Origin of the sequence: Bacillus basilensis (assembly GCF_050630465.1) — a bacterium.
Taxonomy (GTDB): domain Bacteria; phylum Bacillota; class Bacilli; order Bacillales; family Bacillaceae_G; genus Bacillus_A; species Bacillus_A basilensis.
On the sequence record NZ_JBNTQO010000005.1, the window covers coordinates 57,323 to 80,584 of the forward strand.

Genomic DNA, 23,262 nt, shown 5'->3' on the forward strand with positions numbered 1-23,262 from the left:
AGAAATCCAAGGCTTTTTTGTTTACATGTAATTATGACAGCATTTGCCGTATTTTGCTGAAGAATAAGAGGAGATTTGTAAGTAAGCATTGAATTATAGTAAGGATGCATATAATGGAGAGGAGGCTCGTTCATGTCATTTAAAGACTATGAATATAAACGGCCAAATATTGAAGAATTAAAAGAGAAGTTTACTGTTGCTTTAGAGAAGTTTGATAACGCAAAAACTGTAGAAGAACAAAAGCAAGTCATTCATTCAATTAACGAAATTCGCAACGATTTTGGTACGATGGGGAATCTTTGTTATATTCGTCATTCTGTTGATACGACAGATGCTTTTTATAAGGAAGAGCAAGATTTCTTTGATGAATTCTCTCCAGTTGTACAAGGATATGGTACAAAGTATTATAATGCGTTAATTCATTCTCCATTCCGTGAAGAATTAGAAGCGTATTATGGGAAGCAATTATTTGCCCTTGCGGAGTGTGATTTAAAAACATATTCTGATGAAGTCGTGAAAGATTTACAATTAGAGAATAAATTGTCTTCACAATATACACAGTTATTAGCGTCTGCAAAAATTGACTTTGCAGGAGAAGAAAGAACGTTATCACAGCTTATTCCATTTATGCAAGGGAAGGAAAGAAGTGAACGTAAAGCAGCAAGTGAAGCATATTACGGTTTTTTATCTGAGAATGAGGAAGAGTTAGATCGTATTTATGATGAGCTTGTTAAAGTGAGAACGAAAATTGCTAAATCTTTAGGTTTCAAAAACTTTGTTGAACTTGGATATGCAAGAATGTACCGTACAGATTATAATGCGGAAATGGTGGCGAATTATCGTCAGCAAGTACTTGATTATATTGTTCCAGTTACAACGGAATTAAGACAAAGACAAAAAGCACGTATTGGTGTAGAAAAATTAGCATATTATGATGAGAACTTTGAGTTTTCTACTGGTAATCCAACTCCAAAAGGAGATGCGGATTGGATTGTTAATCATGGGAAAACGATGTATAAAGAGTTATCGGCTGAAACGGATGAATTTTTCAATTTCATGCTAGATAATGATTTATTAGATTTAGTTGCGAAAAAAGGAAAAGCAGGCGGTGGATATTGTACATATATCGAGAATTATAAAGCGCCATTTATATTCTCGAACTTCAACGGAACATCTGGCGACATTGACGTATTAACACATGAAGCTGGTCATGCTTTCCAAGTATATGAAAGTCGTAAGTTTGAAATTCCAGAATACAACTGGCCAACGTATGAAGCGTGTGAAATTCATTCTATGAGTATGGAATTCTTTACATGGCCATGGATGAAGTTATTCTTTGAAGAAGATGCAGATAAATATTACTTCTCTCACCTAAGTTCAGCACTTCTGTTTTTACCGTATGGTGTATCTGTTGATGAATATCAACATTATGTATATGAAAATCCAGAAGCTTCGCCAGAAGAGCGTAAGACAGCATGGCGCAATATAGAGAAAAAGTATTTGCCGCATCGTGATTATGAAGATAATGATTATTTAGAGCGCGGTGGATTCTGGCAACGTCAAGGGCATATTTATAGCTCGCCGTTCTACTATATCGACTACACGTTAGCACAAATTTGCGCACTGCAATTTTGGAAACGTGCAAGAGATAATAGACAAGAGGCGTGGGAAGATTATGTGAATCTTTGCCAACAAGGTGGAAGTAAATCGTTCTTAGAATTAGTAGAAGTTGCAAATTTAACATCACCATTTGCTGAAGGCTGTGTAAAAAGCGTCATTACAGAAATTGAAGCATGGCTACATGCGATTGACGACACAAAATTGTAAAAAACATGCGCTTTTTTTCACATGTTTAACATCGACATAATGTGAAAATGATGAGATAATAAAAGAAAATTCAGAATACTAAAGAGGTGTTTCTAATAAGGAGCACCTCTTTTCACCAACAAAAAGGGGGGAAAGAAGTATGCTTCAATCTAATATGGATGTGAGTTTAGAAAGTTTGGTGAACTCATTACAGTCTACTCGAAGCACGCTATTATCAGAAATTGAAATGTTAAATGATACAGAAGTGAATGTAAAGCCACGCCGTGATAAATGGAGTATTATTCAAATTTTGCATCACTTGCATTTAGTTGAACAATCTGTCACGTCTGCCCTTGTATATGCTTTACAAAAAAATGAAAGAAACACGACTCCATTTAAAGACCTCCAACTTACGCTTGATCGCACACATAAACGAGAAGCTCCTCAGCAAATGCAACCAACAGAAACGTTAATGAAAAAACAGCAAGGAATTCAATTACTAGAACATTCACGACAAGAACTATTACACGCGCTTCATAGTGTTATAGATGAAAAAGATCTATTTGAAAATGGATTAAAGCATCCTGTTTTTAATGATCTGAATTTGTATCAGTGGATTCAATTTCTTGATTTGCATGAACAAAGACATCTTACGCAGTTAAAAGAGGCGAAACACGCAATTTTACAAAGATAATTAGGAAGAAGTGGGAGACCACTTCTTTTTTGATATGTGCATAGTTTTCTTTCTTATTTTGGAATACTAGATGGAGAAAGGAAAGAAGGAGTTGAAAAGTATGTCCAAGAAAAAGAAAGAAGAAGAGCGCGCTTGGAAAGCACGTAAAGAAAATCAAAAACCACATGGAAAAGTGAAAGCTTTTGCTGAATTAGTTGAAGGAACAGAAAAAACGTGATGATTATTTCATCACGTTTTTTGTATGAGTGGAAAAGTTAATAAGAAGGTTGTACCGATTCCTTTTTCACTTATAATATCAATTTTTCCATTCATAGCTTGAACAACACTGAATACGACCATCATTCCAAGTCCAGTCCCTTTTTCTTTTGTTGAGTAGAAAGGAGAGCCAAGACGCTTCACTTGTTCGGTATCCATACCGACTCCTGTATCTTTTATATATAACTGAATATGCTTATGATCAGGAACTAATGTGAAATAAAGATCACCGCCTTTTGGCATGGCCTCAATGCAGTTTTTTAAAATATTTAACAAGCATTGATTTAGTTTTTGTTTTTCTCCCGCGATAAAAAAAGAAGTGCTTTGCTTTATATAATGTGTACGCACATTTGCTAAATTAGCAAGCGGTGTAATTAACGATAATGCATGTAGTAGTTCTTCTTCTAACTGTAATCTTTGTTCTTTTTCAATACTTGGTTTTGCAAAGGTTAAATAATCTGTAAGAACGTGGTTTGCTTGTTCGATTCCGTTGATGGCTATGTCAATATATAATTTTCGCTCCTGCTCAGTACATGTATCTGATTGTAAAAGTTGCAAAAATCCTTTCGTTGAAGTTAATGGATTGCGAATTTCATGAGAGATAGACGCTGCCATTTCACCAATTAAATGAAATTTTTCAGCATTCATAAGTTCGTTTTGGAGACGCACTTGAGTTTGTAATATGTGTAGTAAATATAAAATAAGGATCGTACCAAGTATCGTACATAACTCATACACAATAATATGTGGTATATAATCAGCCTTGTTTGTAACCTTTGAAAGGAAGAAAGGTATCCAACTAAATCCGTATGTGAGACTGTAGATAATAGCAAGTATTATTTTTATACGATTAGAAGTTCGATTGAAAAATTTGTATGTAAATAATAGGACAATAAATAGAAGGATAGAACCGATAATCGATGGGAAAACACCTATTCCTCCTAATAAGAAGCGGTATATATTTAATACAACTAATATAGATCCACCAGCAATAGGACCTCCGGTTAATGTACCGACAATTAATACGATATGACGCATATCAAATTGAAATCCATAATTTGTTTTTGCTGCGAAAGTGATACATAGTATAGTAACGAGGCAACATAATACAATAAATATTGCTGAATTTAATTTAGGAGAACGTTTCCCTTTTTGATTCCAAAATAAATGGTATACGAGCATTGTAACAAGGATGAATAATATATTTAAAAAGAGATAAATAATAAAGGGTTTCAGTGGGATGCCTCCTCTCTTCTCACATTAAATTAATCATACTATAAAATGAAAGAAATGAAATGAGAAATAGCGGAAAAATCAGAAATTTTTTCTGGTAGTATACAATATGTTACAATAACCTTTGTCAATGAAAGAAGGAATTCCGTGCAATGCACGGGAGAGGTTCGCGAACTCCCTCTATAAAAAACTATGGAAACAACAATATCTTTAGGTATTGTTTTGTTTTTTTATTGTGACAGTTCAAGAACGTTCTTTCTTCTTATTCGTAGTAGAGAAGGAGAATGAGTGAAATGAAAAAAGAAAAGGCAGTTGTTGTTTTTAGTGGAGGACAAGATAGTACGACATGTTTATTTTGGGCAATAGAGCAGTTTGCAGAAGTAGAGGCTGTAACGTTTAATTACAATCAACGTCATAAGCTAGAAATTGATTGTGCAGCGGAAATTGCAAAAGAGCTAGGAATTAAACATACGGTACTAGATATGAGTCTATTAAATCAACTTGCTCCAAATGCGTTAACGAGAACCGATATGGAGATTACACATGAAGAAGGTGAATTGCCATCGACGTTTGTAGATGGACGAAATTTACTATTCTTATCATTTGCTGCTGTATTAGCAAAACAAGTTGGAGCACGTCATATTGTAACGGGTGTATGTGAAACTGATTTTAGTGGTTATCCAGATTGCCGTGACGTGTTTGTGAAATCGTTAAACGTTACTTTAAATTTATCCATGGATTATCCGTTTGTGATTCATACACCACTTATGTGGATTGATAAAGCGGAAACATGGAAATTATCAGATGAACTTGGAGCATTCGAGTTTGTTCGAGAAAAAACATTAACATGTTATAACGGAATCATTGGTGATGGTTGCGGTGAATGTCCAGCATGTCAACTTCGTAAAGCAGGATTAGATACGTACCTACAAGAACGCGAAGGAGCGAGTAACTAATGGATAATTTCTTTGGATTTCGCATTGTAGAAAATTTGCAAAAAATGGACGAGGATATTCAGCGTAAACAGCTCAAATATCATAATAAAAGAGTAATGGTCAGCAAGGAATTTACATTTGATGCAGCACACCATTTACACTGTTATGAAGGAAAATGTAAAAACTTACATGGTCACACATATAAAGTTGTATTTGGGATTAGTGGATATGTAAATGAGATAGGTCTTGCGATTGACTTTGGAGATATAAAAGAAATTTGGAAGAATGAAATAGAAATTTATTTAGACCATCGTTATTTAAACGAAACGTTACCAGCGATGAATACGACTGCTGAAAACATGGTCGTTTGGATTTACGAAAAGATGGCAGAAGCATTATTAAAAGATAATCGTGCGAACGAATATAAAGGAGCTCGTGTTGAATTTGTTCGTCTTTTCGAGACGCCAACTAGTTATGCGGAAGTAAGACGGGAGTGGATGCTCGATGAGTAAAATCCCTGTTTTAGAAATATTTGGTCCAACTATTCAAGGTGAAGGAATGGTTGTAGGACAAAAGACGATGTTTATTCGTACAGCTGGTTGTGATTATAGCTGCGCTTGGTGTGATTCTGCTTTTACGTGGGATGGATCGGCTAAAGATCAAATTAGACAGATGACAGCAGAAGACGTTTGGAATGAGCTTGTAGAAATTGGTGGCGAAAATTTTTCTCATGTTACGATTTCAGGTGGAAATCCAGCATTGCTGAAAAATATTGAGTTTCTTCTTTCTATATTAAAAGAGAATGGAATACGAACAGCAATCGAAACGCAAGGGAGTAAATGGCAAGATTGGTTACTTCAAATTGATGAGATAACGATTTCTCCAAAGCCACCAAGTTCGAAGATGAATACTGATTTTCAGAAGTTAGATGCTGTTATTCAGAAACTAGCAGGAAAAGATATTAGTTTAAAGGTAGTAGTATTTGACGATTATGACTTCGAGTATGCAGTTAAGATGCACGAACGTTATCCAGATGTACCATTTTTCTTACAAGTAGGGAATGATGATACAAAAACAGTGGATGATGCGATGCTGATTAAGAAATTATTAGATAAATATGAGTGGCTGATTGATAAAGCTGTAAATTGTAAAGAGATGAATAATGCAAAAGTATTGCCGCAGCTTCATGCCTTAGTATGGGGAAATAAACGCGGAGTATAATGAGAAGGGATGTTTAAAATGGCAGGAAGATTAGATGAAGATTTAAAAGATGTAACATTATTAGGAAATCAAAATACAAAATATTTATTTGAATATAGCCCAGAAATTTTAGAGGTATTTGATAATAATCATCCAAACCGTGATTATTTTGTGAAATTTAATTGTCCTGAATTTACAAGTTTATGTCCGAAAACAGGCCAACCAGACTTTGCAACAATTTATATTAGCTACATTCCAGAACAAAGAATGGTAGAGAGTAAATCTTTAAAGCTATATTTATTTAGTTTCCGCAATCACGGTGACTTCCACGAAGATTGCATGAACGTTATTATGAATGATTTAATTAAATTAATGGATCCGCGTTACATTGAGGTATGGGGGAAATTCACACCACGTGGAGGGATTTCAATTGATCCTTACTGCAACTATGGTCGCCCAGGAACGAAGTATGAGCAAATGGCAGACTACCGCATGATGAACCATGATCTATATCCAGAAACAATTGATAATCGTTAATATATAATAGAAAGAAAGGATCTGTATGTTATACAGATCCTTTCTTTCTATTATATTATGCATTTTGATTAATGACAGTATAGTTTTTATGACTTACAACTGTAAGAGGTTCCATATCTAGTTCTCTAAAATTTTCCATAATTGTTATATCTACAATAACGGAGTTTTGATTTACTTTTTGAACACGGCCTTGCATTCCACCTTTAAATTCGATGATATCTCCAGTTTCTGCGATCTGCATAAGCAACTCTCCTTGTTACAGTTTTCCCAAAAAAAGAATAAATTTGGGTTTTTTTATTTCCTCCTATTTTGAACCATATTTCCTACTTTGTAAATGTTTCCAAAGTAAAAATTCGAAAAATATTCACTTTTTGTAAGAAAATATACGAAAAACCCATGTTGTTAGGAGAAATAATGGTAGAAATGCATGTATCTTTATATAGGGGTATAATAAAGATATAAGATAACCTGCTAAAGTGGGAGAAATTAGAGGCGGTAAAATGATGTTTGAATTTGTGGGGAGTGCTATAGCTTTAACTTTGTTTTTATTTTCTTATATACATTTAAAAAAGATTCGTCATCATGAAACGACTACATATTTTGATGGGATGGATGGTATACATGCTTCAATCACACATGAGAGTGGCGGGGATATGTAAAGGTGTATAACTTTCTTTTTTTTGCGTGGTATGATATGTAAATATAGTACATAATAGAGTTCGTAAGTGATGAATGGAGAGTGGAAAGAATGAAGATTTCTTTTATTCGTCATGGTCGCTTAGATCGTACTATAGAACCAATGACGGTTACATTCTTTCATGAATGGATGAAAGGATATGACTTACATACTATAACAGAGAAAGCACCTATACCATTGGAAACAAGGGAAGCGGTTGAAGCAGCAAAATTGATTTTAACGAGTGATCAAAGGTGTGCAGTACAGTCAGCAGCTGAATTAGTGGATTCTTTATCTTTTATGCAAAATGCTCTTTTTAGGGAAGCTGAAGTTCCGACGAGTTTTTATGCTCCAAAATGGTTAAAATGTAAACCTAACGTATGGATGTTTATCGGACGAGCAGTATGGATACTTGGTTACCATAAAGATGTTGAGTCTTATAAGGAAGTAAGGGAGAGGGCAAAGCAAGCGGCTTACTTATTACACCGTTACGCTCTCGTACATGGAAGTATTGCTCTTGTAGGTCATAATTATGTGAATGTAATGATTGGTACGGAACTGAGAGCAATGGGATGGTCTGGTACGCCTATTTTGCATAGAGAGCCATGGGGATGTACAACATATACGTTTCATGAGGCGATGAATGGAAATATATTAAATACGAATTTAACATAAAAGCACACGATGTATATACATCGTATGCTTTTTTTTAAGATATAGAAATTTGGATGTTCAATGGTTTTACAAGATGTGCATAAGGTTCGCCTACAAGCATAACGATTTGATCTTTTTTATAACCTAGTTTTTCGTATAGTGAATAGGCACGTTTGTTTTCTAAATTAACAAGTAATGCGATTTTTTCATGTTCCTTTTCAGTTGCATGAATTTCAGCAGCTTCAATTAATTTAGAACCAATTCCTTTTCCACCATGTGCACTTGAAACTGATAATGTATCAATGTAATATTCATCAAGTTCAGCTTCTTTTTCTAACGTAATCGATTCATCTTTATGTAATTCTCTTAAGTGATGTACAATTGGTTCATCAAGCCTTGTTGCCTCACTACCGTGATAAGCGACAATAACTCCAACTGCACCCCCGTCTTGCTCATATACAAAACAGTTTTCATAGCTCAGTCGATTGCCCTCTTTTGAGAACCATGTTTCAAGTCCTAGTAATACTTCGGTCTCAACTGTGCTACCTGTGATTTTTTCAGCAATTTCGTGCAGAGCATTATACAATAAAGGAGCTATTGCCGTTGCATCTGTCTTTTTTGCTTTCCGAATCATAGTATCCCTCCTAATTCTATTTATATATTGTAGCATAGTGGTATGGAACTTTGCATAATTGAATGTCGAAATGTTTGATATAGAGAAGTAGCTATGTTAGTATATGATATTTAGTGGACATATAATAAAGAGATATCTTTTGAAAAATAATGAAAATGAAATGAAGGTATAGCATCTGGATAAATTTACAGTTGTTGACCTATAGAATATAAGATAAAATAAAATATTGCATAGAGGTGAAATACATGGATAAAGAATTAGCAAATACAATTTTGGATCAGCTGAAAAATGGTGAAATAAAGGAGTATGTTGTTACGAAAGATGTATTTTATACGTTCAGAGAAGTTGTAGTAAGTAGGGAAGACTTTAAACATATTATTGGGAACGCACAGCGCGGCGGACAAGTAATTTATACATATTCAGAAACGCCACGTTCGTAACTAGAAGAATATAGGGGAGGAGAATTATGGGCGATTTTAAACAAGGCATATTACCGCATTGGGATTATATGTGGAAAGATAGAGCCGGTAATCGATTTATGGGGATGGTTATGTATCCAGAGAAACGAAAGTGTTCGGCAAAAATGCTTCAGAAAATAAAAAGAGCATATGAAGAGGCTATAGAAATTAAAGTAACTGTACAAGTTCAACATACATATCAGTACGTAGAAGGAATGATTGTTTACTTTGATGAAGAAGCTCCTGTATGTACAATGATTGATAAAGATGAAAATCCACATCATATTTTTGTAAAAGATATTTTGCGTATTGAGCACTCTGAATAATCTTTTCATAAATAAGTTGAATTTCCATAATAATTATCTTTTTCTATAATAGTTATCTTTTAGTATGTAACGCGAACCGAAAGTATATGTATAATATTTAATAAAGTAAAATTGATAAATGTAATCGTTTTTTAGAACAGATTATCGTTTCATGTCTGTTCTTTTTTGCGTGATGCTGGAGAAATATATTCCTCCAGCATTTGCCGTTTTATGACAAAATACATTGGAACCTTTTTTAAAAATAAGGTTAAATTCGTTGACAACTTTTTTGAAAAGCACTTTATTGACATGAGTTTTAGAATGTTGTTTCATAGTCATTGTATTGAAAAAAATCGACTGTCTTGTCGAAAAGTAAAAGTTAAAAAAAGAAAGAATTTATACATATATCTTGTGTCTTATTTTGAAACGTAATACAATATATAGAGAAATCAAGAACAATATATAGAGAATATAGATTGGAGAGGGAGGGGTCGGAAATGTTAGTTGCATATGATTCCATGACAGGAAACGTGAAGCGTTTCATCCACAAATTAAATATGCCGGCCGTTCAAATTGATGAAGATCTAGTAATAGATGAAGACTTTATTCTTATTACGTATACAACAGGTTTTGGCAATGTACCAGAACGTGTTTTAGACTTTTTAGAGCGCAATAATGAAAAATTAAAAGGCGTATCTGCAAGCGGCAATCGTAACTGGGGAGACATGTTCGGTGCAAGTGCTGACAAAATTTCTACTAAATATGAAGTGCCTATTGTATCAAAATTTGAGTTATCTGGAACAAATAACGATGTAGAATATTTTAAGGAAAGGGTGCGGGAGATTGCGACACATTGAACTGAATAATGAAATCACGCAAATGCAGGACGGTTTTTATCAGCTTCATAAGGATAAAGAGGCATTAGAAGTCTTTATGGAAGAAGCTAGAGAGAATACCGTTTCTTTTAATAGCGTGGCAGAGCGAATGGAGTATATGAAAGAACATGATTACTATTACAACGTTCTGGACGAGTATAGATTGGAGGAAGTAGAAGAGGTATATAACATCGCTTATGGTGAAAACTTCGAGTTCCAATCTTATATGGCAGCATCTAAGTTCTACAAAGATTATGCGTTAAAAACGAATGATCAAAAACAATACTTAGAAAGCTATGAAGATCGTGTAGCAATTGTGTCATTATACTTAGGACGCGGTGATGTTGCGAAAGCAAAACAATTCGCAAGCATGATTGTCAAACAAAACTACCAACCAGCGACACCAACCTTTTTAAATGCGGGAAGAAGCAGAAGAGGAGAAATGGTGTCTTGTTTCTTGTTAGAGATGGATGATAGCTTAAATTCAATCGGCTTTAACATTAATACTGCAATGCAATTATCGAAAATCGGCGGAGGAGTAGCTTTAAACTTATCTAAGCTACGCGCACGCGGTGAGCAAATTAAAGGTATCGACAACGCTGCAAGTGGTGTAGTGCCCGTTATGAAATTGCTTGAAGATTCGTTTTCATATGCGAATCAACTTGGCCAACGAAAAGGTGCCGGTGCAGTATACTTAAACATTTTCCATTGGGATATTATTGAATTCCTTGATACAAAAAAAATAAATGCCGATGAGAAGAGCCGCATTCAGTCTCTATCAATCGGAATTATCGTTCCAAGTAAGTTCTTTGAGCTTGCTGAGAAAAACGAACCTTTCCATGTTTTCGCGCCTTATACGGTGTATAAAGAATACGGAAAGCATTTAGATGATATTGACATCGATGAAATGTACGATGAATTAATGAGCAATCCGAAAGTGAAGAAGAAGCCTCTAGATATTAGTGCGCGTGACATGCTTATTAAAATTGCTATGATTCAGCTTGAGTCTGGTTATCCGTACTTAATGTTTAAATCAAATGCAAATAACCAACATCCATTGAAGGATATTGGAACTGTGAAGATGTCGAACTTGTGTTAAATATGTAGCACCTTCTAGTAGAAATGCTAGTCGAAAACTCCGTTAAACGGGGAAAGCCTCAAATTTGAGGTAACCTACCGTGCTAAATCTTATCTTAGAATGAAAATATAAAAGTTCAGAATGTATCTTATTATTTTGTATAGCAGAGTTATGGGACAACATAAAGTAATAAGAGACTTTCTGAAAGATTAAGATAAGTAAAAGCCTAACGACTATCCCTTATGGGAGTAGAGCGCAAGCGATTGGCGTTCGAAAAGCGGAGCACCTAATCAGGTAATGCTGTAGGTGGTGATATAGTCTGTCCTGTATGGTGACATACAGCAGTTGCATGAGCAACGGACTGAGGAGTAGCGGACTCAGTTGAACATTCGAGACAGAAATCTTCCAGCTTCAAGAAACTTCTGAAATTAACGATTACGGTACAGATGACATTATCCGTCGTGATATTAACTGTAACTTAGGATCGTTAAATATCGTAAATGTAATGGAAAATAAAGAAATTCGTGAAGCCGTTCATGCGGGAATGGAAGCTTTAACAGCTGTTTCTGATATGACGATTATTCCGAATGCACCAACTGTGAAAAAAGCAAATGATGAGCTTCATTCAGTTGGACTTGGTGCAATGAACTTACACGGATATTTATCCAAAAACAAAATCGCATATGAAAGTGCAGAAGCGAAAGAGTTCGCTCGTACATTCTTTATGATGTTAAATTACTACTCTATTGAGAAAAGTATGGAAATCGCTAAAGAAAAAGGCGAAACATTTAAAGACTTTGATAAGTCTGATTATGCGAATGGCACATACTTTGAAAAGTATGAAACGACAGATTACAGCCCAGTAACTGAAAAAGTTCAGCAATTATTTGAAGGAATTCATATTCCAACAAAAGAAGATTGGACAAGTTTAAAAGAGCAAGTGAAGAAGAATGGATTATATAATTCCTACCGTCTTGCTATTGCTCCAACACAATCTATCAGTTACGTTCAAAATGCAACTTCAAGCGTAATGCCGATCGTAAGTCAAATCGAATCAAGAACATATGCGAATGCGACAACATATTATCCAATGCCATATTTATCAAAAGATACGTTCTGGTACTATAAATCTTCTTACGATATGAATCAGTTTAAATTAATTGATTTAATCGCAGAAATTCAAGAACATATTGACCAAGGAATTAGTACAATTCTTTACGTTAATAGTGATATTTCAACACGTGAATTAGCACGTTACTACATCTATGCACATAAAAAAGGTTTAAAGAGTCTGTATTATACGAGAACACGTAAATTAAGCGTGGAAGAGTGTGTGGCTTGTACCGTTTAATATAAGAAATGAGACATGATGAGCAGGGTTTTCTGAACCCTGCTCATGCTTAGTTATCAATTTTTCATGTTTATTTAGAGAAGGGGCGATTGAATGCGTGCGGTAAACTGGAACAAAAAAGAAGATGATTTTAGTTTAATGTTTTGGAAGCAAAACATCGCTCAGTTTTGGACAGAAGAAGAAATCGCAGTGTCTTCTGACAAAAATACTTGGGCGCAATTATCAAAAGAAGAGCAGGTTGCTTATAAGCGTGTATTAGGTGGCTTAACACTTTTAGATACGAAACAAGGCGGCGAAGGGATGCCACTTGTACTTGTTCATCTTGAAAATTTACAAGCAAAAAGTGTATTAGCTTTCATGGGAGCTATGGAAGAAGTACATGCGAAGAGTTACAGTCATATTTTCACAACGTTAGCTACTGAAGAAGAAATCGATGATATTTTTGAATGGGTAGATAAACATCCATTACTTGAGAAAAAGGCTGGTATTGTTACTAGTTATTATCGTCGTTTATTAAAGCCTGAAGTAACGAAAAAAGAGTTATACATGGCGATGGTGGCAAGTGTATTCTTAGAAAGTTATTTATTCTATAGTGGATTCTTCTATCCGCTTTACTTAGCAGGTCAAGGTAAATTGATGGCAAGTGGTGAAATTATTAACTTAATAATTCGTGATGAATCAATTCACGGCGTATTCGTCGGTATTTTAGCACAACAAATCTTCGCAGAACTTTCTGCAGAAGATCAACAAGAAGTGCAAAAAGAAACGCAAGAGTTATTAATGGAACTATATGAAATTGAAATGGCATACACAGAAGAAATTTATACTTCTATTGGTCTTGTAGAAGATGTAAATCGTTTCGTTCGTTACAATGCGAATAAGGGACTTATGAACTTAGGACTTGAGCCGAAGTTTGAAGAAGAAGAAATTAACCCAATCGTTTTAAATGGTTTACGTACAGATACGAAAAACCATGATTTCTTCTCTGTAAAAGGAAATGGTTACGTAAAAGCAACGAACGTTGAAAAGTTAGCTGACGATGACTTCGTGTTTAATTTTTAATATATGATCATAAAGAAAAGCTGTCTTATTCATTGATAAGACAGCTTTTCTTTATAATTTTGTTTACATAACACTATTATTTTCATATAATGAGTTCTATTTAAAAAGTTCTATTCAGCTAATGGATAGAACTTTTTTGTAATTTAATGGGTATTTACAAACGTCTTGTATCAGTGTATTATTTAACTAGTACACCGATACAAAAGGAGGGAAGAAATGAAAATAGAGTTTTCTCCAAATACACCAATTTACATTCAGGTAATGGAATACATAAAAAAAGAAATCGTAACAGGACATTTATTGCCTGGTGATAAAATTCCCTCTGTACGTGAATTAGCGAGTGAATTACAAGTAAATCCAAATACGATTCAGCGTACATTTCAAGAGCTAGAACGGGATGGAGTTGTTGTAACACGTAGAGGAATGGGACGATATGTAACGAATGAAGGGGAGAAAATTATGGAGCTGCGAAAAGAGATGGCGAAAGAATTACTTCATTCTTTTATAGATGGAATGGACAATTTAGGTTTTTCAGAAGAAGAAATTCTTACAATCCTTCGTTCTTCATTACATGAGAAAAGGGAGGAGAGCGAATGACAGAGCTATTAAAAATAGAAAACTTATGGAAGAGATACGGGTTAAAAGCAGTGATCCGTGAATTAAACATAGAGATTACGGAAGGGAAAATTATAGGGCTTGTTGGAGATAACGGGAGCGGGAAAACGACGTTATTGAAAATGATTGCTGGTCTGCAGCACCCTTCTGAAGGGAGTATTACAATCGCTGGTAAAAAGGTAGGATTAGAAACGAAAGAAATTGTTTCTTTTATGTCGGATAAACCAGTATTTGATGATTGGATGACGGTTAAAGATTCCTTATTTTTCTATAGAGACTTTTATAAAGACTTTGATATTCAAAAAGCGGTAGATACAATCGCCGAATTTAAAATACCGCTAGAAGAAAGAATTACAGCTTTATCAAAAGGTATGGTTGAAAAATTACAAATTATTTTAACGTTTTCTCGGAAAGCGAAGTTATACGTATTAGATGAACCGCTTGGCGGGATTGATCTCGTTTCTAGGGAACACGTACTGGAACTTATTTTACAGTTTTATCGCGAAGATTGTACTATTTTAATTGCAACACATTTAATTGGAGAAGTGGAAAAAATTTTTGACGAAGTAATCTTTTTAAAAGATGGTGAAAGTGTACTTCATGAAAATGTAGAGGAGTTACGCTTCCATCGAGGAAAAGCTGTTACGGATTTGTTTAAGGAGGTGTTTAGTAGATGAAGGCCAGTTTAATATATATGTACAATGCGAATAAAAAACAAATTTTCATTTCGTTATTGTCATTCATATTTATTGCAGCTGTCGCTTTTGTAAGTATGGGGAATTATATTAAACAAGAATCAGGAGAAGTAAGGCAAATGATTACAATTGCTTTAGTATTCTTAGTTTATTTAATTTTTGCGGTATTAGTATTTCTGCAGGCGATGTCTGCGTTTGGGAAAATGACTGAAAGTAAATTATTTCGGTTAACACCGATATCTGGTAAAAAAATTGTTTTAGCAATATTGTCATATGCAGCAATTAGCTTAATGTGTTTTGAAGTAATAGGTGCTATGTTTTTCTATAGTATTTCGATGAAAGTAATAAAAGGTACAGAACTCCATGAATTGTTATTTACCGAAAGTACACTTACACTAGATATGGTAAAGCAGTTATTTAGTAGCGTGTTATATGTATTTAATTTATCAAGCATATTATTAGTCTTACTTTTTATAGTAGCTGGCGTGAAAGTATTTTCTTTGAAAAAGAAAAAAATGGAGTATGTAATTATTTTCTTCTTATTTTTACTAGTGACGAAAGTAATCAATATGATATATGAAATGTTAGGCGGATTTGCACCTACATCTGCTTTTATCAAAAAATTAGTTTATATAGATGAATCGACAGATGTAAATCTCACACTATATCCAGAAAAACTTATGAATTTATATAGTATTGCTTTTTCAATCGGTATATTTGTTTTACTTGTTTATATAACAGGTCGCATAATCGATAAAAAATTAGAAGTCTAAAGGAGGAATCGGCATTGGGAAACGTAGTAGTAAAGTTAGAGAATGTTCGAAAAAAGATTGGTGGAACGGAAATTATCCGTGGTTTATCATTTGAAGTTCGTGAAGGGGAAGTGTACGGGTTCCTTGGACCGAACGGTAGTGGTAAAACGACGACAATTCGTATGATGACAGGTCTTATATCAATGACAGAGGGCGATATTACAATTTGTGGTCATAGTATTCGCACGGAGCGTGAAAAAGCGCTAGAGCAAATTGGAGCGATTGTAGAAAATCCTGAACTATATGATTATATGACAGGAATGCAAAACTTAAAGCATTTTGCGAACATGGCAATTACACCGATTAGTAAAGAGCGCATTGCTGAAATTGTAAAGCTTGTTGAATTAGAGCATGCGATTCATAAAAAAGTGAAAACATATTCACTTGGTATGAAACAACGTTTAGGAATTGCACAGGCATTACTGCATCAGCCGAAAATCTTAATTTTAGATGAGCCGACAAATGGATTAGATCCAGCTGGTATTCGCCAAATTCGTGATTATTTACAACGTTTAGCGAAAGAAGAGAATATTGCTGTAATCGTATCAAGTCACTTATTAAGTGAAATTGAACTCATGTGTGATCGCGTCGTTATTATTAAGCAAGGTGAGTTTGTACAAGAGTACAACTTACACGAACAAGCAAAACATGATGAGGCAGTAGTTGTAGCGTTTGAAGTAGATCAAGTTCAGAAAGCAAATGAAATCATTAAAGGTAAGGCGCAAGGAAATGTCATTTTAGTATCTGTAATGAAAGAAGAAATTCCGCAGCTTGTAAAAAAACTTGTGAATGACGATGTGCTTATATACGGAGTTACTGTTCAAAATAAAACGTTAGAAGATGAGTTCTTAGCGATTACTGGGGGAGTGAAAGCGTAATGTTTAAATTAATTCAAAATGAATTTTTAAAGTTGCATGCGAAAAAAGGTATGTATATTTTAATTGGTGTCATTGCAGTGTTGGAGATTTTGGGAGTTTTAGCAATGCTGAAATGGGGAGACGGAACTGAATTTAAAGGATCATATCTAGATTTTGCAAGTTCAGAGATTAGTTTAATAACTTTGTTTGCAACAATTTTTGGAATTACGATTGCTTCTCGTATGATTACTGATGAGTTCCAAAAGGGTACAATTAAGCAGTTATTAATTCGTCCAAGAAAACGAATGACAGTTTTATTCTCGAAATATATTACAGTGTTACTTACTCTAGTATTTATCATATTTGCTAGCACGTTAATTGCAATGATTATTGGCGGAATTGTAATGGATGGTAGTAAAACAGAATTAACGATAGGAATCGTAATGAAATCTACTTTATATCAAGTACTTTCACCGTTCTTCTTTGCGACGCTTGCATTTTTCTTAGCGAACGTATTTAGAAAATCTGTATTACCATTAATTATTACGATGTTCCTGTTCTTCTTACAAGGACCAATTAATATGGTATTAATGATGTTTGCAAAAGGTGTAGCGAAGTTTGTAGTATTCTTCCATTTGGATTTAAGAGCCTACGACAGTAATAAATTAATTAGTGGCGGAGTAGAACCTACATTTACAGAATTTACGTTCGCAACTTCATTATTACTTGTAGCTGCATACTTTGTTGTATTACTTGTAGCATCAGGTGCATTATTCCAAAAACGTGACGTATTATAATAAAAATCCCCGCTTGTAAAAACGGGGATTTTTATTACATAACTTTCTCATAGATTGCAACTTAAAGAACAGTGATATGGTATTTTAAGAGATATGTTGTTTGAAAGTATTTGAGAAAAATAGGAAGAATTTCAACTATATTCGAATTATAATTTAGTTATTCGACCATTTATTTTTATTATCTTTGGGGGTGTTCTATATGCACTATGCATTTTCACGTATAAGACTACGTAGCTTTTTTGGATGGATGATTATAGGGGTGTTCCTTACGATGATCCCATTAGGCCTATCAAATGTTTCTGAGAATACGATGGAGGTTATTTCACAAATAACTGTGTTTTTTGTATTTCCGTTATGTTGGTTATACGTAAAAACAAATAAAAATAATGTTGTATTTAACAGTTTTTTTGATAAGCCAGGACGTTTACCATGGGGATTAATTGTATTAGCAACGATAATGGGAATGATTTTCTCAGTCGGTATATCTCATATTCAATTTTACATATTAGCACATACGTTACCGAATTTCTTAGTTACTATGTTAGAAGATGGAACTGTTATTAATACGAGTAACATATATATGACGATATTTACTTTCATTTCAGCATGTGTATTAGCACCTATTATGGAAGAGGTTATTTTTAGGGGATTCTTTTTACAGCGAATGGCTTATAAATGGGGGATTAAAAAAGCTGTCATTATATCTTCAATTATTTTTGGTCTAGGACATTTTGATGTTATTGGTGCGTTCATGTTTGGTGTTGTGATGTGTCTCTTATACATAAAGACGAAAAATATATGGACGAATATCGCTGTACATGCTCTAAATAATTTGATTGCAACAAGTATGCAATTTATCGGTGGAGAAGAAAGTACTGCAATCTCAATTCCTGAATTACAAGCGCAAAGTAATTTATGGATTGGTATCGGTCTTACAGTTGTTGGATTACTTTGGTTAATTCCTTACGTTTGGAAACAATGGCGTACAGTAAAAGAAGTGGGTGTGCCACTGATGCGCTTCATAAATGAGGAAAAAGTAGTGAGTACATCACAAGAAAATGAAGTGTATAGTCAAGTGATCGTAACAGATAGATTGATGGCTGTAGAGCTACCAGATGAGGCCGTAAATAAGCTCCGGTTAGAAGAAAATGATTATGTAACAGTATCTGTAGAAGAAGATAAAATTGTTATAAAGAAAGCACATGATAGATAATTAAAAAGTAGCTCCTAAAGAGCTACTTTTTAATTTGTAATAATTTCTACACGAAAATTATTACCGTTCTTTACATATTTAATATCTGTAACAGTGCGGACTGTTTTTAAAATCTCCACTTTTTCACCAATTCGAGGGATAGTGGGAACATTATCCCAAATGCCAAGCAAATCATCTAATTGTGCCGTTTTTTCATAAAACCAGATTTTCAATGTAAAGCCCCTTTCTCGAACTTTATGTATTTTAATACATAATATATTATTTTTATTCTTATTGTAAGGGGTTTTTATATATTTTGTGAATAAAAATGAATTAATCTTCTGGGAAGATATGTTCAATATCAGGAGTAAGAGACACTTCTGATAATACGATATGAGAAACTGTCGTTGCATATGAAGAAACATCATTGATAAAATCTTCAAGTTCAACGAGTGAAGGAACAGAGATTTTTACAATGTAGCATAAGCTTCCTGTTACGCGGTAACAAAAACTTGCGGATGGATAAGATTGGATAAATTGTTGCATACGTGTTGTATCACCATTTTTTAAAGTGACTTCTAAAATACAATCTAAAACAAGTCCTGCTTTTTTATAATCGATATCGATTGTGTATTTTTGAATAACGCCTTCACTTTCGAGTTTACGAACACGTTCTGCAGTAGACGGAGCAGATAAGTTTACTCGTTTTGCCAATTCGCGCATGGAAAGGCGACTATCATTATATAATTCATTTAAAATTTTTCGATCAACACGATCTAATTGCATTTGTAAATATACCTCCAGTAAAATGATAATTTTTGTAAAGGGAAAATATAAATTAAGATTCATATGAAATGTGAAGTGAACTTTATTTATTTTACAATAAAACAGAAGGAAATAGGAGGGGAAATGATGGAGAGAATTTCATTATCGAATATAGGAGATACAAAATTTCAAAAGTTATTAGGGCATAATCCGGATCTATTACATGCATGGAGTCTGGTAGAGAATACGCTGTATAGTAAAGGAACTCTTTCGGCAGAGTTGAAGGAGCAAGTAAGAAGAACATTAGCGTACGGGAATGAATGTCCGTATTGTATGGCAAAGGGAAGACCTGATGATATGCAAAAGGTAGAAGAAATTGGTGTAGCCGTTACTTTTGCACATACTTTTGTTCATGATAAGCAAGCGATAGATGATACTATGTTTCATGTATTGAAACAATACTGGACGGAAAAAGAAATTGTAGAGCTTTGCGCTTATATTTGTTTTATTACTGCGTCGCAACAACTTGGTTTTCTGTTTCAATTACAGCCGAATGAAGGAGAAAATGATGACGAATCAAATAGCACTTATCATAATTGATGTACAAAAGGCGTTTCAATTACCATATTGGGGCGAGAGAAATAATCTTTTTGCTGAAGCAAACATGAAAATTTTGTTAGAAGAATGGAGAAAAAGGAAGCGACCAGTTTTTCATATTCAACATGTAAATAAAGAAAATGCTCAGTCGATGTTTTATGAGGGAGCCGAAACGGTCAATTTTAAAGAAGAGGTGAAACCACTACCAGGTGAAGTGGTTATTCAGAAATTCGTTAACAGCGCGTTCATTGGAACAAATTTAGAAGAGCAATTAAGAGAGAACAAATGTAATGCAGTAGTGGTTGTAGGATTAACGACAAATCACTGTGTGGAGACTACGACACGAATGGCAGGGAATTTAGGATTTACAACATATTTAGTGAGTGATGCGACGGCTACTTTTAACCGTAAAGGTCTAGATGGTAAAGAGTATAGTGCAGAAGATATTCACAATATGACACTTGTAAATTTACATGAAGAGTTTGCTACGATTGTGACGACAAAAGAAGTATTAAAATTATTTTAAGAAAATAATTGCGAATTATGTAGAAAAAAATAAGAATATTTCGTATAATCTAAGTACAATCATTTTGAAAATAGGGGTGGCATCATATGGAGCAAATTCCGGTAAAGAGAATAGAAGAAGTACTTGTTGTAGCAGGGGATGATAAACAAAAGCAAAAGGAATTTTATGAATTGCTCTTATCTACTGAGTTTTATGTTGCTGGCTCACTAGAAGCAGAGGACGGGGCAACAGAAGGGATACTTCGTTTGCGTCATTTCCAAGGAGAGGGTAGATGGATCGTTCCGTTTTTTACACAAATGCAATTTGTAAAAGACGTGCTGCCAGAAGGAACGCCCCTTATTACGATACGCGGGAAAGAATTATTTGGTAGCATTGAGAAAGATGCTACAGCCGTATTAAATGTTGGCACTGATATAAGTAAAACATTTATTCCAGAAGAGATTGCAGATATCGCATCTGGACGAATTTTTAATTATTATAAATAAAAGGAAAAGCTGAATCGCTTTTCCTTTTTAATTTGAACACGGAGTGGCTACGCCAGAAGAAATAGAGAGTATTTTATTATTTGTATTTATTGTCGCTGTAGCTCCAAGAGGAATACCGATGTTTGGGTTTATATGTCCAATCGGTAAACCGAATAGGACAGGTATATGATATGGTGCGAAATATTCATATAGTATGGTTTGCAATGATTGAGATGGTTTAGAAGGAGTGCAGTCGTGACAACTTGTAAAAATAACACCACTACATTCATTAAACTTTCCAGATAATAATAGCTGATTTAACATACGGTCAATGCGATACGGTTCTTCTCCAATGTCTTCAAGCAATAAAAATTTATTGGCTGTATGTACCTCGTAGGGTGAGCCAATTACGCTCGTTAGCACTGCTAAATTCCCTCCAACTAACTGACCCGTAATTGTACGGGAAGAGCTAGGTACGATACATTCTGACGCAGATAAAATGGTGGAATAAGGATGGAATAGTTGATTGAAAGAAGATAAAGAGAGAGAATCTACACCTTTTCCTAATTCTTCAACCATTGGGCCATGAAAAGTAACGAGCTTTGCATAACGTGAAAAGGCAGTATGTAAAGCTGTAATATCACTATATCCCCAAAAGATTTTTGGATTCCGTTGAATGATTTCATATTGAATGTGAGGGAGGAGACGAGCACTACCGTAACCACCTCGTGCGCAGAGAATGGCCTTTACTTCATTGTTTGTAAATGCTTCATGTATATCATCAAGACGAACTTGATCACTTCCAGCTAAATATCCATATTTCTCATAAACACTCTTCCCGATTACTACAGATAAACCCATTTCTTGTAATACGTTTACACCTTTTAATACATTTTCAATTGTTGGTGGGCCGGACGGTGCAATAACCATTACTGTATCACCTTGTTTTAACGCATTTGGATACATCATTGTTTTCAGCCTCCTTCTCTTTCAATATATTCGCTTCATATGAAGTTCAACCCTTGTAAAAGAAGGGGAAAGTTTGTCAAATAAAGAAGATATAAGGGGAATAGGAGGAGAAATGATGTTTACAAGTCGAGTAATAGATATATTACAAATTAAATATCCCATCATTCAAGCAGGTATGGCAGGTGCGATTACGACGCCAGAACTTGTTGCAGCTGTAAGTAATAGCGGAGGATTAGGAACGCTTGGAGCAGGTTATATGAGCCCTGAACAAATTCGTGAAGCGATTTATAAAATAAGGCAGCTAACAGATAAGCCTTTCGGTGTTAATTTACTGTTAACGAAAGAGATACAGATCGAAGAAGAGAAGATAAACTTAGCAAAGGTATTACTTAGCGGAGTGAATAGAGAATTAAGTATAGAGGGAGAAGAAGCGTTAAAGCTTCCCAAAAGCTATAAAGAACAATTACAAGTGTTATTAGAAGAAAAAGTACCGGTCGTTAGCTTTGCATTTCAAACGTTAGAAAAAGAAGAAATAGATGACTTAAAAAGGAGAGGAATAAAAGTCATCGGAACAGCTACTCATGTGACAGAGGCAAAAGTACTTGCTGATGAATTAGGAGTAGACATTATTGTCGGGCAAGGTAGCGAGGCAGGAGGGCATAGAGGAACGTTTATCGGGAAAGAACAGGATGCTATGATTGGTACGTTTGCATTAATTCCACAGTTAGTAGCAGCAGTTCCGCATATCCCAATTGTTGCAGCGGGTGGTGTAATGAACGGACAAGGGCTTGTTGCGGCATTTACACTGGGAGCAGAAGCTGTTCAAATGGGATCAGCCTTTTTAACGAGTGAAGAAAGTATTACGCATGATGTGTATAAAGCTGCAGTTTTACATAGTACAGATACGAGTACAACTGTGACTCGTGCGTTTTCCGGGAAATATGCACGGGGTATTCGTAATGAATTTATAGAGAAGCATGAAGGGAAAGAAGAAGGCCTTCCGATGTATCCAGTGCAAAATGTATTAACCTCTAAAATACGACAAGAAGCAGCTAAACAAAATAAAGGAGAATACATGTCGCTTTGGGCGGGACAAGCATCATCATTAGCACGAATAGAATCAGCTCAGCATGTAGTGGAGCGAGTTATGAAAGAAGCAGATAACGTAATCGAACAATTACAAAATGTATATAGAAAAAGACCACTTGAATAATTCAAGC

General features: G+C 34.6%; 30 protein-coding genes, 1 pseudogene and 1 riboswitch. Of the genes and pseudogenes, 25 read left to right on the forward strand and 6 right to left on the reverse strand.

What is annotated here, in order from left to right:
- The first annotated feature begins 132 nt into the window (after positions 1–132).
- The 3 genes from ACQVV1_RS12165 to ACQVV1_RS12175 all read left to right on the forward strand — a co-directional run bounded on the left by ACQVV1_RS12165 (position 133) and on the right by ACQVV1_RS12175 (position 2,717).
- Positions 133–1,827: a M3 family oligoendopeptidase gene (locus ACQVV1_RS12165; RefSeq protein WP_309259875.1), complete on the forward strand. Its 1,695-nt coding sequence runs from the start codon at positions 133–135 to the stop codon at positions 1,825–1,827.
- A 139-nt stretch (positions 1,828–1,966) separates the two neighbouring features.
- Positions 1,967–2,500 (forward strand): DinB family protein, encoded by a 534-nt coding sequence (locus tag ACQVV1_RS12170; protein ID WP_016088772.1) that lies wholly within the window; start codon positions 1,967–1,969, stop codon positions 2,498–2,500.
- Between the two features lie 100 nt (positions 2,501–2,600).
- A complete protein-coding gene (locus ACQVV1_RS12175) occupies positions 2,601–2,717 on the forward strand; it encodes a DUF6254 family protein (RefSeq protein ID WP_000038254.1) in 117 nt (38 codons plus the stop codon).
- Between the two features lie 11 nt (positions 2,718–2,728).
- Here ACQVV1_RS12175 and kinB read toward each other — a convergent pair whose 3' ends face one another.
- A complete protein-coding gene (gene kinB, locus ACQVV1_RS12180; protein ID WP_048526810.1) occupies positions 2,729–3,937 on the reverse strand; it encodes a sporulation sensor histidine kinase KinB in 1,209 nt (402 codons plus the stop codon).
- 207 nt (positions 3,938–4,144) lie between these two features.
- Positions 4,145–4,188: riboswitch (PreQ1 riboswitch) on the forward strand.
- A gap of 93 nt (positions 4,189–4,281) precedes the next feature.
- Between kinB and queC the strand changes: the two genes are divergently transcribed.
- The 4 genes from queC to queF are packed head-to-tail and all read left to right on the forward strand — an operon-like array spanning position 4,282 to position 6,660.
- Positions 4,282–4,944, forward strand: coding sequence for a 7-cyano-7-deazaguanine synthase QueC (gene queC / locus ACQVV1_RS12185; RefSeq protein ID WP_000711596.1), 663 nt, complete (start codon positions 4,282–4,284; stop codon positions 4,942–4,944).
- Positions 4,944–5,435, forward strand: a complete 492-nt coding sequence (gene queD, locus ACQVV1_RS12190) for a 6-carboxytetrahydropterin synthase QueD (protein ID WP_063224498.1) — start codon at positions 4,944–4,946, stop codon at positions 5,433–5,435. Before queC ends, queD begins: the two co-directional genes overlap by 1 nt.
- A complete protein-coding gene (gene queE, locus ACQVV1_RS12195; protein ID WP_431168915.1) occupies positions 5,428–6,144 on the forward strand; it encodes a 7-carboxy-7-deazaguanine synthase QueE in 717 nt (238 codons plus the stop codon). The genes queD and queE overlap by 8 nt, the downstream gene beginning before the upstream one ends.
- An 18-nt stretch (positions 6,145–6,162) precedes the next feature.
- Positions 6,163–6,660: a preQ(1) synthase gene (gene queF, locus ACQVV1_RS12200; RefSeq protein WP_000918895.1), complete on the forward strand. Its 498-nt coding sequence runs from the start codon at positions 6,163–6,165 to the stop codon at positions 6,658–6,660.
- A gap of 55 nt (positions 6,661–6,715) precedes the next feature.
- Here the strand turns inward: queF and ACQVV1_RS12205 are convergent, their stop codons facing one another.
- Positions 6,716–6,901, reverse strand: coding sequence for a YkvS family protein (locus ACQVV1_RS12205; RefSeq protein ID WP_001165081.1), 186 nt, complete (start codon positions 6,899–6,901; stop codon positions 6,716–6,718).
- A 235-nt stretch (positions 6,902–7,136) separates the two neighbouring features.
- Between ACQVV1_RS12205 and ACQVV1_RS12210 the strand changes: the two genes are divergently transcribed.
- Together ACQVV1_RS12210 and ACQVV1_RS12215 are read left to right on the forward strand one after the other, a co-directional pair.
- Positions 7,137–7,319, forward strand: coding sequence for a hypothetical protein (locus ACQVV1_RS12210; RefSeq protein WP_142332716.1), 183 nt, complete (start codon positions 7,137–7,139; stop codon positions 7,317–7,319).
- An 89-nt stretch (positions 7,320–7,408) separates the two neighbouring features.
- Positions 7,409–8,011, forward strand: coding sequence for a histidine phosphatase family protein (locus ACQVV1_RS12215; RefSeq protein WP_242251074.1), 603 nt, complete (start codon positions 7,409–7,411; stop codon positions 8,009–8,011).
- 34 nt (positions 8,012–8,045) lie between these two features.
- Here ACQVV1_RS12215 and ACQVV1_RS12220 read toward each other — a convergent pair whose 3' ends face one another.
- Positions 8,046–8,624, reverse strand: coding sequence for a GNAT family N-acetyltransferase (locus tag ACQVV1_RS12220; RefSeq protein ID WP_063224495.1), 579 nt, complete (start codon positions 8,622–8,624; stop codon positions 8,046–8,048).
- Between the two features lie 245 nt (positions 8,625–8,869).
- Between ACQVV1_RS12220 and ACQVV1_RS12225 the strand changes: the two genes are divergently transcribed.
- The 12 genes and pseudogenes from ACQVV1_RS12225 (at position 8,870) to ACQVV1_RS12280 (ending at position 18,742) form a co-directional block, all read left to right on the forward strand.
- On the forward strand, positions 8,870–9,064 hold the full coding sequence (locus ACQVV1_RS12225; RefSeq protein WP_000356685.1) for a hypothetical protein: 195 nt from the start codon (positions 8,870–8,872) through the stop codon (positions 9,062–9,064).
- 26 nt (positions 9,065–9,090) lie between these two features.
- Entirely contained in the window at positions 9,091–9,408 is a 318-nt protein-coding gene (locus tag ACQVV1_RS12230; protein ID WP_000502198.1) for a hypothetical protein, read from the forward strand.
- A 476-nt stretch (positions 9,409–9,884) separates the two neighbouring features.
- Positions 9,885–10,244 carry a class Ib ribonucleoside-diphosphate reductase assembly flavoprotein NrdI gene (gene nrdI / locus ACQVV1_RS12235; protein WP_000959447.1) on the forward strand — a complete coding sequence of 120 codons (360 nt, stop codon included), beginning with the start codon at positions 9,885–9,887 and terminating at the stop codon, positions 10,242–10,244.
- Positions 10,231–11,358 (forward strand): annotated as a pseudogene (locus ACQVV1_RS12240) (ribonucleotide reductase N-terminal alpha domain-containing protein); the annotation flags it as partial. The gene nrdI and the pseudogene ACQVV1_RS12240, both read left to right, overlap by 14 nt.
- A 382-nt stretch (positions 11,359–11,740) precedes the next feature.
- Positions 11,741–12,691 carry a ribonucleotide reductase large subunit gene (locus tag ACQVV1_RS12245; protein ID WP_306295567.1) on the forward strand — a complete coding sequence of 317 codons (951 nt, stop codon included), beginning with the start codon at positions 11,741–11,743 and terminating at the stop codon, positions 12,689–12,691.
- Positions 12,692–12,784: 93 nt separating this feature from the next.
- Positions 12,785–13,753 (forward strand): class 1b ribonucleoside-diphosphate reductase subunit beta, encoded by a 969-nt coding sequence (gene nrdF, locus ACQVV1_RS12250; RefSeq protein WP_431168916.1) that lies wholly within the window; start codon positions 12,785–12,787, stop codon positions 13,751–13,753.
- Positions 13,754–13,969: 216 nt separating this feature from the next.
- A complete protein-coding gene (locus tag ACQVV1_RS12255) occupies positions 13,970–14,350 on the forward strand; it encodes a GntR family transcriptional regulator (protein ID WP_000687513.1) in 381 nt (126 codons plus the stop codon).
- Positions 14,347–15,045, forward strand: coding sequence for an ABC transporter ATP-binding protein (locus ACQVV1_RS12260; RefSeq protein WP_242251076.1), 699 nt, complete (start codon positions 14,347–14,349; stop codon positions 15,043–15,045). Before ACQVV1_RS12255 ends, ACQVV1_RS12260 begins: the two co-directional genes overlap by 4 nt.
- Complete coding sequence (locus ACQVV1_RS12265) at positions 15,042–15,836, forward strand: ABC transporter permease (protein ID WP_242251077.1); 795 nt, start codon at positions 15,042–15,044, stop codon at positions 15,834–15,836. Before ACQVV1_RS12260 ends, ACQVV1_RS12265 begins: the two co-directional genes overlap by 4 nt.
- Positions 15,837–15,850: 14 nt before the next feature.
- On the forward strand, positions 15,851–16,753 hold the full coding sequence (locus ACQVV1_RS12270; RefSeq protein WP_242251078.1) for an ABC transporter ATP-binding protein: 903 nt from the start codon (positions 15,851–15,853) through the stop codon (positions 16,751–16,753).
- Complete coding sequence (locus ACQVV1_RS12275) at positions 16,753–17,529, forward strand: ABC transporter permease (protein ID WP_309259876.1); 777 nt, start codon at positions 16,753–16,755, stop codon at positions 17,527–17,529. Before ACQVV1_RS12270 ends, ACQVV1_RS12275 begins: the two co-directional genes overlap by 1 nt.
- A gap of 199 nt (positions 17,530–17,728) precedes the next feature.
- Entirely contained in the window at positions 17,729–18,742 is a 1,014-nt protein-coding gene (locus ACQVV1_RS12280) for a CPBP family glutamic-type intramembrane protease (protein ID WP_431168917.1), read from the forward strand.
- 29 nt (positions 18,743–18,771) lie between these two features.
- On the opposite strand, the gene ACQVV1_RS12285 is transcribed toward ACQVV1_RS12280, so the two are convergent.
- On the reverse strand, positions 18,772–18,954 hold the full coding sequence (locus tag ACQVV1_RS12285; RefSeq protein ID WP_000707107.1) for a DUF3913 family protein: 183 nt from the start codon (positions 18,952–18,954) through the stop codon (positions 18,772–18,774).
- Between the two features lie 100 nt (positions 18,955–19,054).
- Entirely contained in the window at positions 19,055–19,507 is a 453-nt protein-coding gene (locus tag ACQVV1_RS12290; protein WP_242251082.1) for an Lrp/AsnC family transcriptional regulator, read from the reverse strand.
- Positions 19,508–19,570: 63 nt separating this feature from the next.
- Between ACQVV1_RS12290 and ACQVV1_RS12295 the strand changes: the two genes are divergently transcribed.
- From ACQVV1_RS12295 to ACQVV1_RS12305, 3 genes are all read left to right on the forward strand, one after another.
- Positions 19,571–20,086, forward strand: coding sequence for a carboxymuconolactone decarboxylase family protein (locus ACQVV1_RS12295; RefSeq protein WP_242251083.1), 516 nt, complete (start codon positions 19,571–19,573; stop codon positions 20,084–20,086).
- On the forward strand, positions 20,055–20,609 hold the full coding sequence (locus ACQVV1_RS12300; protein WP_431168918.1) for a cysteine hydrolase family protein: 555 nt from the start codon (positions 20,055–20,057) through the stop codon (positions 20,607–20,609). The genes ACQVV1_RS12295 and ACQVV1_RS12300 overlap by 32 nt, the downstream gene beginning before the upstream one ends.
- Before the next feature lie 86 nt (positions 20,610–20,695).
- A complete protein-coding gene (locus tag ACQVV1_RS12305) occupies positions 20,696–21,094 on the forward strand; it encodes an SseB family protein (RefSeq protein WP_242251085.1) in 399 nt (132 codons plus the stop codon).
- Between the two features lie 27 nt (positions 21,095–21,121).
- Here ACQVV1_RS12305 and ACQVV1_RS12310 read toward each other — a convergent pair whose 3' ends face one another.
- Complete coding sequence (locus tag ACQVV1_RS12310) at positions 21,122–22,042, reverse strand: S66 peptidase family protein (RefSeq protein ID WP_242251086.1); 921 nt, start codon at positions 22,040–22,042, stop codon at positions 21,122–21,124.
- 115 nt (positions 22,043–22,157) lie between these two features.
- Here ACQVV1_RS12310 and ACQVV1_RS12315 point away from each other — a divergent pair, with 115 nt between their 5' ends.
- Positions 22,158–23,255 (forward strand): NAD(P)H-dependent flavin oxidoreductase, encoded by a 1,098-nt coding sequence (locus ACQVV1_RS12315; protein ID WP_431168919.1) that lies wholly within the window; start codon positions 22,158–22,160, stop codon positions 23,253–23,255.
- The last annotated feature ends 7 nt before the right edge of the window (positions 23,256–23,262 follow it).